At 60.7% G+C, this 14,618-nt stretch carries 11 protein-coding genes and 1 pseudogene; 5 read left to right on the forward strand and 7 right to left on the reverse strand.

All coding sequences use genetic code 11. The features are described from left to right. From ACUVTU_RS09100 to ACUVTU_RS09115, 4 genes are all read right to left on the reverse strand, one after another. The gene (locus ACUVTU_RS09100) at positions 1-1,176 is read right to left on the reverse strand and encodes a thiolase domain-containing protein (protein WP_445889648.1); all 1,176 of its coding nucleotides are present in this window, start codon (positions 1,174-1,176) and stop codon (positions 1-3) included. A 20-nt stretch (positions 1,177-1,196) separates the two neighbouring features. Continuing rightward, entirely contained in the window at positions 1,197-2,351 is a 1,155-nt protein-coding gene (locus ACUVTU_RS09105) for an acyl-CoA dehydrogenase family protein (protein WP_445889649.1), read from the reverse strand. 140 nt (positions 2,352-2,491) lie between these two features. Next, positions 2,492-3,346 carry a 3-hydroxyacyl-CoA dehydrogenase family protein gene (locus ACUVTU_RS09110; protein WP_445889650.1) on the reverse strand — a complete coding sequence of 285 codons (855 nt, stop codon included), beginning with the start codon at positions 3,344-3,346 and terminating at the stop codon, positions 2,492-2,494. Positions 3,347-3,671: 325 nt separating this feature from the next. Continuing rightward, a complete protein-coding gene (locus ACUVTU_RS09115) occupies positions 3,672-5,576 on the reverse strand; it encodes a sigma 54-interacting transcriptional regulator (protein WP_445889651.1) in 1,905 nt (634 codons plus the stop codon). Between the two features lie 334 nt (positions 5,577-5,910). Between ACUVTU_RS09115 and ACUVTU_RS09120 the strand changes: the two are divergent. From ACUVTU_RS09120 to ACUVTU_RS09140, 5 genes and pseudogenes are all read left to right on the forward strand, one after another. Further along, positions 5,911-6,642: pseudogene (locus tag ACUVTU_RS09120) on the forward strand (thiolase family protein); the annotation flags it as partial. Between the two features lie 95 nt (positions 6,643-6,737). Next, positions 6,738-7,901, forward strand: coding sequence for an acyl-CoA dehydrogenase family protein (locus ACUVTU_RS09125; RefSeq protein WP_445889652.1), 1,164 nt, complete (start codon positions 6,738-6,740; stop codon positions 7,899-7,901). 100 nt (positions 7,902-8,001) lie between these two features. Next, positions 8,002-9,459: a 4-hydroxyphenylacetate 3-hydroxylase family protein gene (locus ACUVTU_RS09130; RefSeq protein WP_445889653.1), complete on the forward strand. Its 1,458-nt coding sequence runs from the start codon at positions 8,002-8,004 to the stop codon at positions 9,457-9,459. A gap of 21 nt (positions 9,460-9,480) precedes the next feature. After that, positions 9,481-10,254, forward strand: coding sequence for an enoyl-CoA hydratase-related protein (locus ACUVTU_RS09135; RefSeq protein ID WP_445889654.1), 774 nt, complete (start codon positions 9,481-9,483; stop codon positions 10,252-10,254). A 122-nt stretch (positions 10,255-10,376) separates the two neighbouring features. Then, the gene (locus ACUVTU_RS09140) at positions 10,377-10,655 is read left to right on the forward strand and encodes an acyl-CoA dehydrogenase C-terminal domain-containing protein (protein ID WP_445889655.1); all 279 of its coding nucleotides are present in this window, start codon (positions 10,377-10,379) and stop codon (positions 10,653-10,655) included. A 110-nt stretch (positions 10,656-10,765) separates the two neighbouring features. Here ACUVTU_RS09140 and ACUVTU_RS09145 read toward each other — a convergent pair whose 3' ends face one another. From ACUVTU_RS09145 to ACUVTU_RS09155, 3 genes are all read right to left on the reverse strand, one after another. After that, a complete protein-coding gene (locus ACUVTU_RS09145; RefSeq protein WP_445889656.1) occupies positions 10,766-11,638 on the reverse strand; it encodes a 3-hydroxyacyl-CoA dehydrogenase family protein in 873 nt (290 codons plus the stop codon). Positions 11,639-11,722: 84 nt separating this feature from the next. After that, positions 11,723-12,295: a Uma2 family endonuclease gene (locus tag ACUVTU_RS09150; RefSeq protein ID WP_445889657.1), complete on the reverse strand. Its 573-nt coding sequence runs from the start codon at positions 12,293-12,295 to the stop codon at positions 11,723-11,725. A gap of 140 nt (positions 12,296-12,435) precedes the next feature. Next, on the reverse strand, positions 12,436-14,618 hold a 2,183-nt coding region (locus ACUVTU_RS09155; protein ID WP_445889658.1), incomplete at its 5' end, for a YcdB/YcdC domain-containing protein.

Below are 14,618 nucleotides of genomic sequence, written 5' to 3' on the forward strand. Positions count from 1 at the left end.
TCACGCACCCCCCCGGTAAATGAACACCGCTGCCGTACCACCCGAGCCGCCCACATTGTGGGACAGGGCCAGCCCGGGGTTTTTCAGCTGCCGGGAGGGCTCCCTGGCCTCGCCCCGCAGCTGGCTGAAGATCTCCACCGCCATGCCCACGCCGGTAGCCCCGATGGGGTGACCCTTGGCCTTCAGCCCGCCGCTGTTGTTCACCGGCAGGCGGCCTTCCCGGCGGGTGGTTCCCTCTTCCAGCAGGCGCCAGGCCTCTCCTTCCCGGCAAAAGCCCAGGTCGGCGTAGGCCATGATTTCGGCAATGGTAAAGCAGTCATGCACTTCGGCAAAGGAAATATCCGCCGGTTTCACCCCCGCCTGCTGGTAGGCCGCGGCGGCAGCCCGCCGGGTGGCGGCCAGCCCGGTGATGGAATCGCGGTCGTGGATGGCCAGGTAATCGCTGGCCACGGCAAACCCTTTCAGGTAAACCAGCCGGTCGGTAAAGCTGCGGGCTATTCTGGCGTTGCACAGCAGCACCACTGCCGCTCCATCGCTAGTGGGGCTGCAGTCCCAGATATTGAAGGGATGGGCCACGGGTGCACCCCGCAGGGCCTCTTCCAGGGTAATCTCCTTGCGAAACTGGGCTTTGGGATTATCCAGGGCGTGGCGGTGGTTTTTCACAGCCACCATGGACAGGTGCTCCCTTTTCAACCCGTACTGGTGCATGTATCTGGCCGCCATGAGCGCGTATATGCCGGCAAAAGTGGAGCCGGCCAGGCGCTCGTACTCGGTGTCGCCCGAAACCCCCAGCCAGTACCGGCCCTTGGCCGAGGACACATCGCGCATCTTTTCCACCCCGGCCGCCAGCACCAGGTCGTACTTGCCGGCCGCCACCGCGCAGGCCGCACTGTACAGGGCGTAACCCCCCGAAGCGCAGGCATTTTCCACCCGCACCGCGGCAATGTGGGGCAGGCCCACATGCCCCATCAGCAGCGGAGCCAGCTGTCCCAGCTGGAAACCGCTGCCGGCACTCAAACAGCCGATGTAGGCGGCCTGAATCTGCTGCGGGTCCAGCCCCCGGTCCACACTTTTCAGCATTTCCCGGTAGGCCAGAGCAAAGAGTTCCTTCACCCCCAGTTCGGGAAAATCGCCGTAGCGGGTCTGCCCGGCACCAACAATGGCCACTTCCTGCATTGGACCACCTTCTCTCTTTTCTACAACTCGAACTCCTTGAGCAGCTGACCGGCGATAATCAGGCGCTGGATTTCGTTGGTTCCTTCATAAATGCGGGTGATGCGGGCATCGCGGTAAAATCTCTCCACCGGAAACTCTTTCATATAACCCATGCCGCCGTGGATCTGCACCGCCTTGTCCACTACCCGGGCCAGTGCTTCAGTAACGAACATCTTGGCCATGGGACCCTCCTTGTACATCGGCAGCCCCTGGTCCACCATCCAGGCCACCCGCCAGGTCAGAGCACGGGACGCTTCGGTGTCGGCGGCCATCTCGGCCAGCATCCACTGGATAGCCTGGAAGCTGGCGATGGGTTGGCCGAACTGCACCCGCTGCTGGGCGTATTTGACCGACAGTTCCACCAGCTTGTCGCAGGCTCCCACACAGCGGGCGGCCAGGGCCACCCGGCCCTTGCTCAGGATTTTCAAAGCGCCGGCATAGCCCCGGCCCACTTCGCCCAGCACGTTTTCCCGCGGCACTGCGCAGTCTTCAAAGATAATCTCGGCGGTGTGCGACCCGCGCAGGCCCATTTTCTTTTCCACCGTGCCCACGGAAAAGCCGGGGAAGTCCTTTTCCACCACAAAGGCAGTGTAGCCGCCCCGGGTACCTTTGGAACGGTCGGTAACGGCAATTACAGTAAACACATCGGCATCGGGCGCGTTGGTGATGAAGTGTTTGCTGCCGTTTAAGATCCATTTGTCGCCCTTGAGCACGGCGGTGGTTTTCATATTGCTGGCGTCCGATCCGGCTTCGGGCTCGGTGAGGGCGAAGGCCCCCAGCTTTTCCCCGGCGGCCATGGACGGCAGGTACTTGCGCTTTATTTCCTCACTGCCCATTTCCACGATGCCCGTGCTACCAATGCCGGTGTGGGCACCAATGTAGGTGGTGAAGCCCATATTGGTGCGGCCCAGTTCCTCCAGTAACAGGCAGCGCTCCAGCATGCTAAGGCCCAGCCCGCCGTACTCCTCGGGGATGCTCATGCCAAAAAGGCCCATGTCCCTGGCTTTGGCCAGCAGGTGTTCGGGTATTTTGTCTTCCTCTTCGATCTGCTGCCCGTAGGCATCTACTTCTTTGTCCACAAACTCGCGCAGTGTGCGCTTCATTTCCATGATTTCTTCCGTTATGGTAAAATCCATGCTCCATCTCTCCTTTGGCTTAATTCTGCAACCTCTACCTGCAGGAGGGCCTTTCCTGAGTGAGCCCGCTAACCAGTACAACAGCATCACTTCTTCCAGCCAGTTGCAGAGGTGCATCCTTCGCTCGCCCGTTAACCAATCTAATACTCGTAAAATCCCCGGCCGGTTTTGCGCCCCCATTCCCCTTTCAGGTATTTCTCCACAATCAGTGGCGTGGGCTTGTACCTGGGGTCACCGGTCTCCTGGTAGCGCTCCATACCCACATGGTAGGTCAGGTCAATGCCGGTCAGGTCCATCAGGCGGAAGGGCCCCATGGGATGTCCCAGCGCCTGCACCACCGCGGTGTCAATGTCCTCGTAGGAGGCTATGCCCATGTCGTATAAATAGATGGCTTCGTTTTTGATGGCGGCTACAATGCGGTTGACCAGAAAGCCGTATATTTCTTTTTGCAACAGCACCGGGACTTTGCCCATCCGGGCGGCCACTTCCAGCACGGTCCCGGCCGTCTCGGCCGCTGTGTGCGGCCCCTTCACCACTTCCACCAGCTTGTTCACCAGGGCGGGGTTGAAAAAGTGCATGTTGCAGACCTTTTCCGGCCGGCCGGTGGCACCGGCAATTTTGGAACTGACAATGTACGAACTGTTGGTGGCCAGAATGGTATGCGCTGGGCAGATGGCGTCCAGCCGGGCAAAAAGCTGCCGCTTGACCGCCAGCTTCTCCACCACCGCTTCAATCACCAGATCGGCCTCCCGGGCCGCTTCTTCCAGCTGGCCGGTAAAGGCGATCCTGTTCCGGGCCGCCCGGGCCTGTTCTTCACTCAGGCGACCTTTGGTCACCCGCTCCTGAAGGTACTGGTCGGCAAAGTTCTCCGCTCTGGCCAGAATTTGCGGGTCAATATCGGTGCACAGGACCTGGAATCCGGCCAGGGCAGCGCTCAGGGCAATCTGGTGCCCCATATTGCCCGCCCCCACCACGCAGATATTCTGTACTGGCAAGTTTATCACACTCCCTTACAGGTTATGGCCATGCCTGTCTGTTCGCCTAGAGCGGGGTACAGTCCTCAAGCAGGCCCGTTTAAAGTGCCGGCTGCCCACCTGCACTTAATCAATTGCCGGTACCTGACAAACCGCCTGCGGCAATGTTGTGGTGACGACATGTGCATTGCAAACCCCGTACCACCCCGCCCGGCACTCCCAATGCTGCGCTTGGCCAAACCAAAGACCGGGCTGCCCCGTCAGGAGCGGCCCGGTCTCACCTGTCCACCGCATAACTCTTTCATTGTGGTACAAATATGTTGCATTTTGAAACCCCAGAACAACCCTAGACCCTGGTCTTGCGCCACAGGGTGGTGCGGCTGGTGCCCAGCAGGCGGGCAATCTCCGCCGCACTGCGCCCGGTGGACTGCAGATATCGGATCACCTGCCGCTCCATATCCTCCAGCTTGCCAATGCGCAGGGTAATGGTATCCCCCTCGCCGGACGAAGCAGCCTGGTGGCGCAGCTGCACTTTCTCGCCAATCAACCGGCCGACCAGCTCGGCCGGTTCCTGTCCACTTTCCATCAACAAAACATATTTCAGGATCACATTCTGCAATTCCCGGATATTGCCCGGCCAGTCGTACTTTTTCAGTTTCTCCAGGGCGGCCGGGGTAAGCTCGGGCACGGATTTGCCCTCCTGCCGGGAAAGCTGCCGGACAAAATGCCGGGCCAGCAGCCCGATATCTTCTTTTCGGGCCCGCAGGGGCGGTAGTTCCAGACCCAGCACGTCCAGGCGGTGGTACAGGTCGCTGCGAAACCGGCCGGCTTTTACTTCCCGGGCCAGGTTGTAGTTGGTGGCCGCAATCACCCGCACGTCCACCGGGATGATCCGGTCGCTGCCCAGGCGCATGATCTCCCTTTCCTGCAGCACCCGCAGCAGCCGGGCCTGCACCGGCAGGGGCAGCTCGCCGATCTCATCCAGAAATATGGTACCGCCGTGGGCCATCTCAAAAAGGCCCACTTTGCCCCCCTTCTTGGCCCCGGTAAAAGCGCCCTCCTCATAACCGAAAAGTTCGCTTTCCAGCAGGTTTTCCGGCAGAGCGGCACAGTTCACCGCCACAAAGGGCCCCCGGCTGCGGCTGCTCTCATGGTGAATGCTCTGGGCGAACAGCTCCTTGCCCGTGCCGCTCTCACCACAGATCAGCACCGTAGCTTTAGCCGCGGCAAACTTTTTGGCCTGCCGGACGGCTTGCAGCAAAAGCGGACTTTCCCCAATGATGTCGGCAAAGGTGTAGCGGGCCACCAGGCCCTTTTTAAACAGCTGCCGCCGCAGGTTGTGTTCCAGCACCTGAATGCGGTCGGCGCTCTGGAAGGTGATCACCGCACCCTGCTCTTGATCCTTGAGCAAGATGGGCAGGCTGCTCACCAGAAACTGCTTTTTACCCACAGTTTTGAGCACATCGCTGGCCCTGCCCCCCTGCAGCAGCGGCCCCAGCACGGTCTGGCGCAGCTCGTCCACATGCCGGCCCAGCACACTGCCCGCCTCTACTCCCAGCAGCTTTTCCCCGGCCGGGTTTAAAAATGAAACCTGCCTGTTTTCATTTAAAACCAGGATGCCATCGCTGGTCAGCTCCAGCACCGAGCGAAATCTCTGCCAGCGCCGTTGCTCCTGCTGCACACTGCGCGCCAGTTCCCGGGCCCGCTCCAGAGAGCTGTAAACCGTCTCATAACCCGATTGCACCAGCACGGCTTTCAGGCCAGTTCTTCTGGACATTTCCAGGATGCACTGGCCAGTGCTGACCACCACGTCGGTGGTCCCCTCGTCCAATATTCTGGCCACCTGGCAGTTCATTTCATATTCATTGCTGTAGGGGTAGCAATGCACTTCCAGGGCCAGTATCTCCGTAATACTGGCGAAATCGGGGGTGAAGTCGTGCACGCGGTGGCCCAGATAGGCAATCCGCCGGCCCAGTTTTCCAGCCGCATGCAGGGCCTGCAGGATGTCGAAGGAGGTGATATCAATCAAGGCTACCGGCAGTGAGACCGCCTTCTTGATCATCCGGCCGGTGGGACCCCGGCTGATGATCACATCCACCCCCTGTTTCTCCAGCTGGCGGGCCTGCCGCACGCCCTCCTGCAACACGCCCTCGCGCAGCTGCACCTTGAGCTGCCGCTCGGCGGCCAGGGCCATTATTTGCCTGGACAGTACCGGATATGTAGAAACCACTCCTATGTTGATCTCGGGCACAGTTCTCCCCCCGGTGAGCGGTTTTTTTTATTATAACAGGCCCCCGGGCTTTCCCGGGCAACAATTTTTCTGAAAGTTTATTCCTTAATCCAAAATCAATACCCTGCACTGCCCTCCTCCTTTTCCGGCAGAGGAGAAAGCCCTCTTTAGTTCAGGCAACAGTTTTGCATAAACCAGCTTGCATCCAACCCAGCTTGCAGGAGAAGGAGAGATGATCATGCGAGAAGCCGTCATTGTCGGCGCTGCCCGCACCGCCATCGCCAGGGAAAGAGGGGCCCTTCGCACCGCTCCCCGTTTTTGCGACCGCCGCACCCTGGCCCCGGCAGAAAAAGGCGACCCGCCCATGGGCATTACGGCGGAAAACATTGCGGAACGCTGGGGCATCAGCCGGGAAGAGCAGGACGAGTTCGCTTTCTTAAGCCAGAAGAAAGCGGCCCGGGCTATACAGGAAGGACGCTTTAAGGAGCAGATCGTCCCCATCCTCATTCCTCAGAAAAAAGGGGAACCCGTGGTATTCGACACCGACGAACACCCTCGCCCCGGCACCACCCTGGAAGCACTGGCCCGACTCAAGCCGGCCTTCAAACCGGGCGGCACCGTGACGGCGGGCAACTCCTCGGGCATCAATGACGGCGCCGGGGCGCTGGTGCTGATGAGCCGGGAGAAGGCGGACGAGTTGGGCGCAAGGCCCCTGGCGGCCATCCGGGCGGTAGCCGCCGCCGGCGTGGACCCCAACATCATGGGCATTGGACCCGTGCCGGCCACCCGCAAAGCCCTGCAAATGGCCGGGCTAACTCTGGACGACATCGATGTCATTGAGCTGAACGAGGCCTTTGCCGCCCAATCCCTGGCCTGCTGCCGGGAGCTGGGCATCGACTGGCGGGATGAGGAAAAATTCAACCCCAACGGGGGCGCCATTGCCCTGGGGCATCCCATTGCCGGCTCGCTGGCCATCCTGGTGGTCAAGGCCGTCTACGAGCTGCAACGGCGGCAGGGCCGCTATGCGCTGGTCACGGCCTGCTGTGGCGGCGGCCAGGGCGTGGCCACCATTTTAGAGCGCTGCTAAAACCATGCGCTACCATTGCTCCGCCCGGGCCAGCCCGCCAATGAACCACCTGCCCGCTGACCCGGCGGTATTAATCCAAAAAGAGGGGTTGCCTAATGGACTTTCACCTCCCGGAAGAACTGCAACTGCTGCGCAACACCGTGCGCCGCCTGGCCCGGGAGAAAATCGCTCCCCGGGCGGCAGAAATAGACCAGACCGCCACCTACCCGGAGGACATCTACCAGGCTTTCAAACAAACCGGACTGCTGGGCCTGTGCTATCCGGAGCAGTACGGGGGCGCCGGGCTGGGCACCCTGGGCCTGTGCCTGGCCGTGGAAGAAGTAGCCAAATACTGCTGCGCTTCGGGACTGATCCTGCTCCTGACCCGCCTGTCCACCGCAGCCATCGCCTACGGCGGCAGCGAAGCGCAGAAACAGGAATACATCCGGGGCACCTGCGCGGGCAGCCGCCGGGGCTGTTTCTGCCTGACCGAGCCGGCCGCAGGCTCGGATGCTGCCGGCATCCAGACGCGGGCCGAGCGCAGCGGCGACCACTACATCCTGAACGGCAGCAAGTGTTTCATTTCGGGCGCATCGGTAGCCGATTTCTTCCTGGTGGCCGCCAAAACCGACCCGGCTGCCGGGCACAGGGGCATGAGCGTTTTTGTGGTGGACAAAGGCACCCCGGGCCTGTCCACCGGCAAGATCGAGAAGAAAATGGGCGTGAAGGGCGTACCGGTATCCGAAGTGGTGCTGGAAGACTGCCGGGTACCGGCACAGAACCTGGTGGGCCGGGAAAACGAAGGCTTTAAGCTGGTCATGCTCACCTTGAATTCCGTACGGCCAATTGTGGCGGCGCGCGGCCTGGGCCTGGCCCAGGGCGCCCTGCAGCACGCTGTGGATTACGCCCGCGAGCGCCAGGCCTTCGGAAAACCCATAGCCGACTTTCAGGGTCTGCGCTGGATGATGGCGGATATGGCCATGGAAATCGAAGCCGCCCGCTGGCTGGTTTACCACGCCGCCAGCATTGTGGATGAGGGGCGGGTCGGCAAAGAGGTGGCCCCCTACTTCTCCATGGCCAAGGCCTATGCCAGCGAAGTGGCGGTGCGCACCACCCACAACGCCCTGCAGCTGCTGGGGGGCTACGGCTACATGCAGGACTACCCGCTGGAGCGGTACTACCGGGACGCCCGCCAGCTGATGATTGTGGAAGGCACCAGCCAGGTGCACAGGGAAATCATTTCCCGGGCGATTGTGGAAGGCACCCTGCACTGGCTGTAAAGCTGCCCGGCCGCAGGCGTGAAGCAAGGCCGTATGCGCAGAGCCCGCCACAAGGCGAGCATGGTACAGCACCCTGAATATGAGCACAAGGGGGATGGGTATGGCCCTAAAAACAGCCAGTGAATACCTGGACAGCCTGCGCCAGCTGAAAATGCAGGTCTATCTGCTGGGCGAAAAGGTGGACAACTTCGTGGACCACCCCATCATTCGCCCCTCCATCAATTCCGTGGCCCGGACCTACGAACTGGCGCACGATGAACGTTACAGCGACCTGCTCACGGCCACCTCCAGCCTGAGCGGGGAAACCATCAACCGCTTCACCCACCTGCACCAGAGCACGGACGATCTGGTGCGCAAGGTAAAAATGCAGCGCCTGCTGGGCCAGAAGACGGCTTCCTGCTTCCAGCGCTGCGTGGGCACCGACGCCATCAACGCCATTGACAGCGTCACCTATGAAATGGACCAAAAACTGGGGACAAACTACCATGAACGCTTTCGCCGCTTTCTAAAATATGTGCAGGACAACGACCTGGTGGTGGATGGCGCCATGACCGATCCCAAGGGCGACCGCAGCCTGCGCCCTGCCCAGCAGGCCGACCCCGACCTGTACCTGCACATTGTGCGCGAAACGCCCGACGGAATCATTGTGCGGGGAGCCAAGGTGCACCAGACCGGGGCCATCAACTCCCACGAGATATGCGTCATGCCCACCATGGCCATGACGGCCGCCGACAGTGATTACGCGGTGTGTTTCGCCATCCCGGCCGATTCTCCCGGCATCATTTACATCTACGGCCGGCAGTCCTGCGACACCAGGAAGCTGGAGGGCGGAGAGATCGATCTGGGCAACGCCCGCTACGGCGGCCAGGAGGCGCTGGTGATCTTTAATGACGTTTTCGTGCCCCGGGAGCGGGTTTTCATGTGCCGGGAGTACCAGTATGCCGGCCTTTTGGTAGAGCGCTTCGCCGCCTACCACCGCCAGAGCTACGGCGGCTGCAAGGTGGGGGTGGGCGACGTGCTGATTGGCGCCGCGGCCAGCCTGGCCGACTACAACGGCACGGCCGGCGCCTCCCACATCAAGGACAAGCTGATTGAAATGGTGCACCTGAACGAGACGCTGTTCTGCTGCGGCCTGGCCTGTTCCAGCCAGGGCTATGCCACACCTTCCGGCACCTATTTGGTGGACCTGCTGCTGGCCAACGTTTGCAAGCTGAATGTCACCCGCTTCCCCTACGAAATCACCCAGCTGGCCGAAGACATCGCCGGCGGCCTGATGGTGACCATGCCCTCGGAAAAAGACCTGCTCCACCCGGAAGTAGGCGTTTACATTGAAAAATATTTAAAGGGCGTGGCCGGCGTACCCACTGCGCACCGCCTGCGCATGCTGCGTCTGGTGGAAAACCTGACCATGGGCTGCGCCGCCGTGGGCTACCGCACCGAGTCCATGCACGGCGCCGGTTCGCCCCAGGCCCAGCGGATCATGATTGCCCGCCAGGCCAACCTGGAGCACAAGAAAAAGCTGGCCCGGGTGATCGCTGGTATTGAGCAAGAGGAATAAGAACTCATGGGAGGTATGTTTATGTCCTACGCCAAGCTCCTTGTGGAAAAAACCGACAACTACCTGGTAGCCACCATCAACAACCCGCCGGCCAATGCCCTGGGCCAGGCCGTGCTGGGCGACTTAAACAACCTGCTGGACGAGTGTCTGGAAGACCCCGGCGTGCGGGCCATTGTCCTGACCGGGGCGGGCGAAAAACTCTTTTCCGGCGGGGCCGACATCAAGGAGTTCTCCACCTACCACTCCGGCGGCAAGCCCAAAATCAGCGGTCATGACGTCTTCCTGAAAATTGAGCGCTATCCCAAGCCCGTGATCGCCGCCCTGCAGGGCAGCGCCTATGGGGGCGGCTGTGAGCTGGCCCTGGCCTGCCACCTGCGCTATATGGCCGACAGCGCCGTCATCGCCCTGCCCGAAGTCAAGCTGGGCATCATCCCGGGCTGGGGCGGCACCCAGCGCCTGCCCCGGATCATTGGCAAAACCCGCGCCCTGGCCATGATGCTCACAGGTGACCCCATCAGCGCGGCGGACGCCTTCAGCTTCGGACTGGTGAACCTGGTCTGCCCGGCGGGTGAAGTTTTGAGCCAGGCCAGAGCCATGGCCGCCCGGCTGGCCAAGGGCGCCCCGCTGGCCATCCGGGAGATTCTCCGGGCCGTCACTGCCGGCCTGGAAACCACCATAGAAGAAGGTATTAAAATTGAACGCTCCGGCTCGGATGTGGTCTTTGCCAGTGAAGATTCCCGAGAGGGCGCCCGGGCATTCTTTGAAAAACGGCCACCCCACTTCCAGGGTAAATAGGTCGTTCACTTTCTTAACATCTGCGTTTCATTTGTAAACAGGGCACAGCGGCTGCGGTTATTATCCGCAGCCGCCCTGAAGCATTCCGCCCGTCCCCCGGGAAACCCGGGCGGGCGAAACAGTTGTCCGGCATCTCCGGGAGGAGGAAAGGCTATGTCCGCCCGCATCCTGCACGCCACGGCCATGCTCTGGGCGGCTCGCTGCTGCTGGAGCAGGCGGCCGTAGCCCTGCGCCGCATTGCCGAACTGGGCGAAAGCCACTTCGAATACCCCTTCTACCAGGGCAAAGTGCAGGCGGCCCGCTTCTATGTGCGCAACATCGTGCCCGAAATAAACAAAATTGCCGCGGTCATCAAGGACGGTGACACTTCGGCGCTGGAGATCATGGAAGAAGGGCTGTAAATATTACACCGTTTGCAAAATGAAACGGCGGTGTTCAAAAAAAGCACCCCTGCCCGGCAAAAGCGGAAGGGGTGCTTTTTCCTGCCTGTCCAAAGCACGCTGGCATCAAGCTACTTCTTGCTGTAATCGTAGAAGCCCTTGCCCGTCTTCTGGCCCCATTCTTTCTTGACAAACTTCTCCACCACAATAGGTGAGGGTTTGTGGGCCGGGTCGCCGGTTTGCTGGTAGCGCTCCATGCCGATGTAGTAGGCCAGGTCGATGCCCGTCAGGTCCATCAGGCGGAAGGGACCCATGGGGTGACCCAGGGCATAAACCACAGCCTTGTCAATATCCTCGTAGGAGGCCACGCCCATGTCGTAGATGTACAGCGCTTCATGGTTGATGGCCGCCAGGATGCGGTTGACCAGAAATCCGTAGATCTCCTTTTGCAGCAATACGGGCACTTTGCCGATGTCCGCGGCCAGGTCGTAGATGGTGCGGGCGGTTTCCTCGGCCGTGTGCGGCCCCTTGACCACTTCCACCAGCTTCATCACCAGGGCCGGATTGAAGAAGTGCATGTTGCACACCTTTTCCGGCCGTTTGGTGGCCGGAGCGATTTTGGAACTGACAATGAAGGAGCTGTTGGTGGCCAGAATGGTGTGGGGCGGGCAGATTTCATCCAGCTGGGCAAACAGCTGCAGCTTTAAATCCAGCTTTTCCAGGATGGCCTCCACCACTACGTCGGCATCATGAGCCGCTTCTTTTAAATCACCGGTGAAAGAAATGTTGGTCCGGGCTGCTTTGGCCTGCTCCTCGCTCATTTTGCCCTTGGCCACCCGTTCAGTCAGGTAGGTGTCGGCGAACTTCTCGGCTTTTTGCAGTATTTCCGGGTTAACGTCGGTACACTTGACCTTGTAGCCAGCGATAGCAAAGCACAGGGCGATCTGGTGCCCCATGTTGCCGGCCCCCACCACGCAGATGTTGTTCACTCCCGGCACTGGCAAAGCGATCATCTCCTTTGGTTTTGGTTTGGAATAGCTGAGTTGCCATTCATTTAATAAGCAAATATTGTGCCGGGAGAAAGCACATTAGCAAATACTCACTGTCAGGACCGGTTGCAGGTCAATGACCAGCTCTGGAAACTCTACCGATTGCAGCCGGTCATTGGCGCCATAGGTGCGGCGTATGCTGTATGAACCTTCCCGCAGGCCGTACACATGCACCACCCGGTTGGCCACATCTGCTATCCAGTATTCTCTTACCCCGAAGCGCTCGTAGGCATGAAACTTTTCATTGTAATCCTTCAGGGACGTGGCCGGCGACAGCACTTCCACCACCATGGCGGGAGCACCACAGCAACCTTTATGAGTAATTTTACCTTTCTCACAAACTACAACAATGTCGGGCTGCACAATCACATCGGGCTGGTCATAATTGCCGCCGGCACTCAGAAAAACATCAAAAGGAGCCGTGAACACAAAACAGTCTCTATTCTGAAAGTAACTGCGCAGGGCGAAGTACAGCTCTCCCACGGCAAACTGGTGCTCCACAGAAGGAGCGGGGGTCATATCATAAGCCCGGCCGTCAATCAACTCCCAGCGGCCTTCCCATTTCAGCCAGTCTGCATAGCCATACTGCCGGGCGGGGTCGGGAGTACTCATGCTAATCACCACCTGGCTATTGGATGTTGGTATTAACAATTATAACCAACACCGCCCGATGGAACAAAACTGTTTTTCATGCCGGCAGTTTTCACCAAGCCCCACCGGCTCACCGGTATGCAGGGAAAGCCGTCTTTCCATCACCAGTTTGCTTTATCCCGCACCTTGCCCGCCAGTTTTACTACCGCCGGAGCGATTTCCTCCCAGGTCACCGTCCGCCCGGGGTAAAACTTGCCCTCATCGGCCGGCAAAAGACCGCTGGCCACCACCAGGGCCAGGCAGTTGCGGGTTTGGGGCAGCAGATCCTGAATATCGCCTGGATAAGGGCTGATCTCGATCTGCACGGGCAATTCGGCCACTTCTTTATAGCCCGCTGCGCCGGCCAGCCACAGGGCCAGTGTCTGCCGGTCCAGCGGCGCTTCTGGGCGCAAAAGCCCTCCCTTGTCCAGAATACCCGCATCCACCGCCTGCCGGGCGGCCGCGAAAGCCGGGTGACCGGCCGCTACATCCTGAAAATAGGCTTCGGCAGAGGCTTTTTCCGGGTAATAGTAAGGATAACAGGCCAGCACCAGTTCCAGTCCCTGCTGGCGAGTGAGTGGCTCGTCCAGCTTAAACTGCTCCGGGGCCGGCAGCAAACCGCTTCCAGCCAGCAATTCCAAGTACAAGGCGCTTTTACTGCCCTGCCAGTTATAGGGGGGCACATCCTTGCCGCTCCGGAAAGGCCGGCCGTCATAGTCCAGCACCTGGCCAGTCAGGGCATCCACCAGCCCGCTGCGCCGCAGGGCATAGACCAGACCAATCTTTTGCTTACCGGCCGCTTCCTTGCCGGGATAGGGCTCAAACAGCTGATACTGCAGCGGCACCTCGGCCGCATCCTGCCAGAGCCGGCGGGCTTTTTCCGCTGTCAGCAGCTTCTCTGCCGGCACCGCAGGGAAATCCAGCTCACTCCAGCGCATGTAGAAGCGCACCACCCGCCCCTGGCGGTTCACCGCTACCTCCACAAAGTCCTGATAGAAAGGAATGCCGTTGACCAGCCGCACCAGACGCACCTCGCGCTCGGGCGCATCGGGCGGTGTATAGGTGGGATATTCGGGCTGCAGTGCCAGGCTGCCGCTCAGGCCCGGAAATGTCTTTTCCAGAAATTGCCGCACGGCAGCGACAGCAGCCGCCCGCTCCAGTGTGCCGCCCCCACCTTTGCCGGCCGCATCACCGGGATAATCCGGATATAGATACAGGTTTAGCACCCGCCCGGTGTCGGGCCGCAGGCGCAAACTTCCCTTTTGCTCGGCCGCGTTCTGCCCGGCAAACAGTCCGTATTCCCAGACCGGGTAATCCTGTTCCCATTCGTAACTCCGTTCTCTGCTCACACCGGTGCGCTGCACCCTGCCCTGACCGCCCAGTGCGGCGAAGATTTGACGGGCCAGCTCCAGGCCCTGGGCCGGAGTGAGATGGCGGGCGGGAGGACGGTATTCGCCACTGCCGGATGGCCACTTTTCCTCCCCACTCTGCTTCAGCTGCTGCCCCTGCCAGTCCAGGAAAGCGCCGCTGCCGGCATCCAGAAACTGCGGTCCCTGCTCCTTAAGGGTATACACCAAACGGGGCACGGTGCTTTTCTGCCCGTCCCCGGGAGCAAGCATAAAGTAGGCCAGGCCCAGTTTGGCCGCCATCTTTTCCCGGGCTTCCCGCTCGCTAAGGCGCGGCCTGGCTGCCGGCAGATCCAGGTCGCTGTGCCAGTTGCTGTCCATGCTCTGCACCCGCCCGGTCAGGGCGTCAATGCCGATATGCACATAGTCGGCTTCCAGGGGCACCCCTTCCACCACCCGCACCCAGCGGAAAAGATAAGTAGTATTCAGCTGCCGCTCCGGCCAGCGGCCGGGCGGTGGATAAACCGGCTCATTTTCCTGCAGCTTTAGCTGCCCCGCTTTTTCGGGCAGGTGTCGCTTGAGCTCCTTTTCCGCCAGAACCAGCGCTTGCTGGCGGCTCACCGGTTCGGCTGGCTCCCCGCTGCGGGCGGGCTGCAGGTAAAAGGACACTACCTGGCCGCTGACCGCATCCAGCCGGAAGTGACAGTGCTGGGACGTCCAGGGGCGGCCGGCCTTCTGCCAGTTGGCATCAATGTTCCAGTAAGCGCGGCCGGAAATCTGCTGGTCCAGATAAGTATTGAACTGAGCAGTTGACCAGTCCCAGCCGGGAAACTTTTCTTTTACAATCTGGACGGCCCGTTCTTCACTCATCAGGTCACCGTCGTTTGCCGGACTGGCCTGAACAGCACCGGCAGCGGTTTCCACCTGAACTCCGGCCCGGCCGTCCGCCGGCGCCGCCC

This window comes from Desulfurispora sp. (assembly GCF_052744395.1).

Coding starts and splice junctions, on each gene's coding strand:
- ACUVTU_RS09100 (WP_445889648.1), bottom strand. CDS start 1,176: ATGCAGGAAGTGGCCATTGTTGGTGCCGGGCAGACCCGCTACGGCGAT.
- ACUVTU_RS09105 (WP_445889649.1), bottom strand. CDS start 2,351: ATGGATTTTACCATAACGGAAGAAATCATGGAAATGAAGCGCACACTG.
- ACUVTU_RS09125 (WP_445889652.1), top strand. CDS start 6,738: ATGGACTTTCACCTCCCGGAAGAACTGCAACTGCTGCGCAACACCGTG.
- ACUVTU_RS09130 (WP_445889653.1), top strand. CDS start 8,002: ATGGCCCTAAAAACAGCCAGTGAATACCTGGACAGCCTGCGCCAGCTG.
- ACUVTU_RS09135 (WP_445889654.1), top strand. CDS start 9,481: ATGTCCTACGCCAAGCTCCTTGTGGAAAAAACCGACAACTACCTGGTA.
- ACUVTU_RS09150 (WP_445889657.1), bottom strand. CDS start 12,295: ATGAGTACTCCCGACCCCGCCCGGCAGTATGGCTATGCAGACTGGCTG.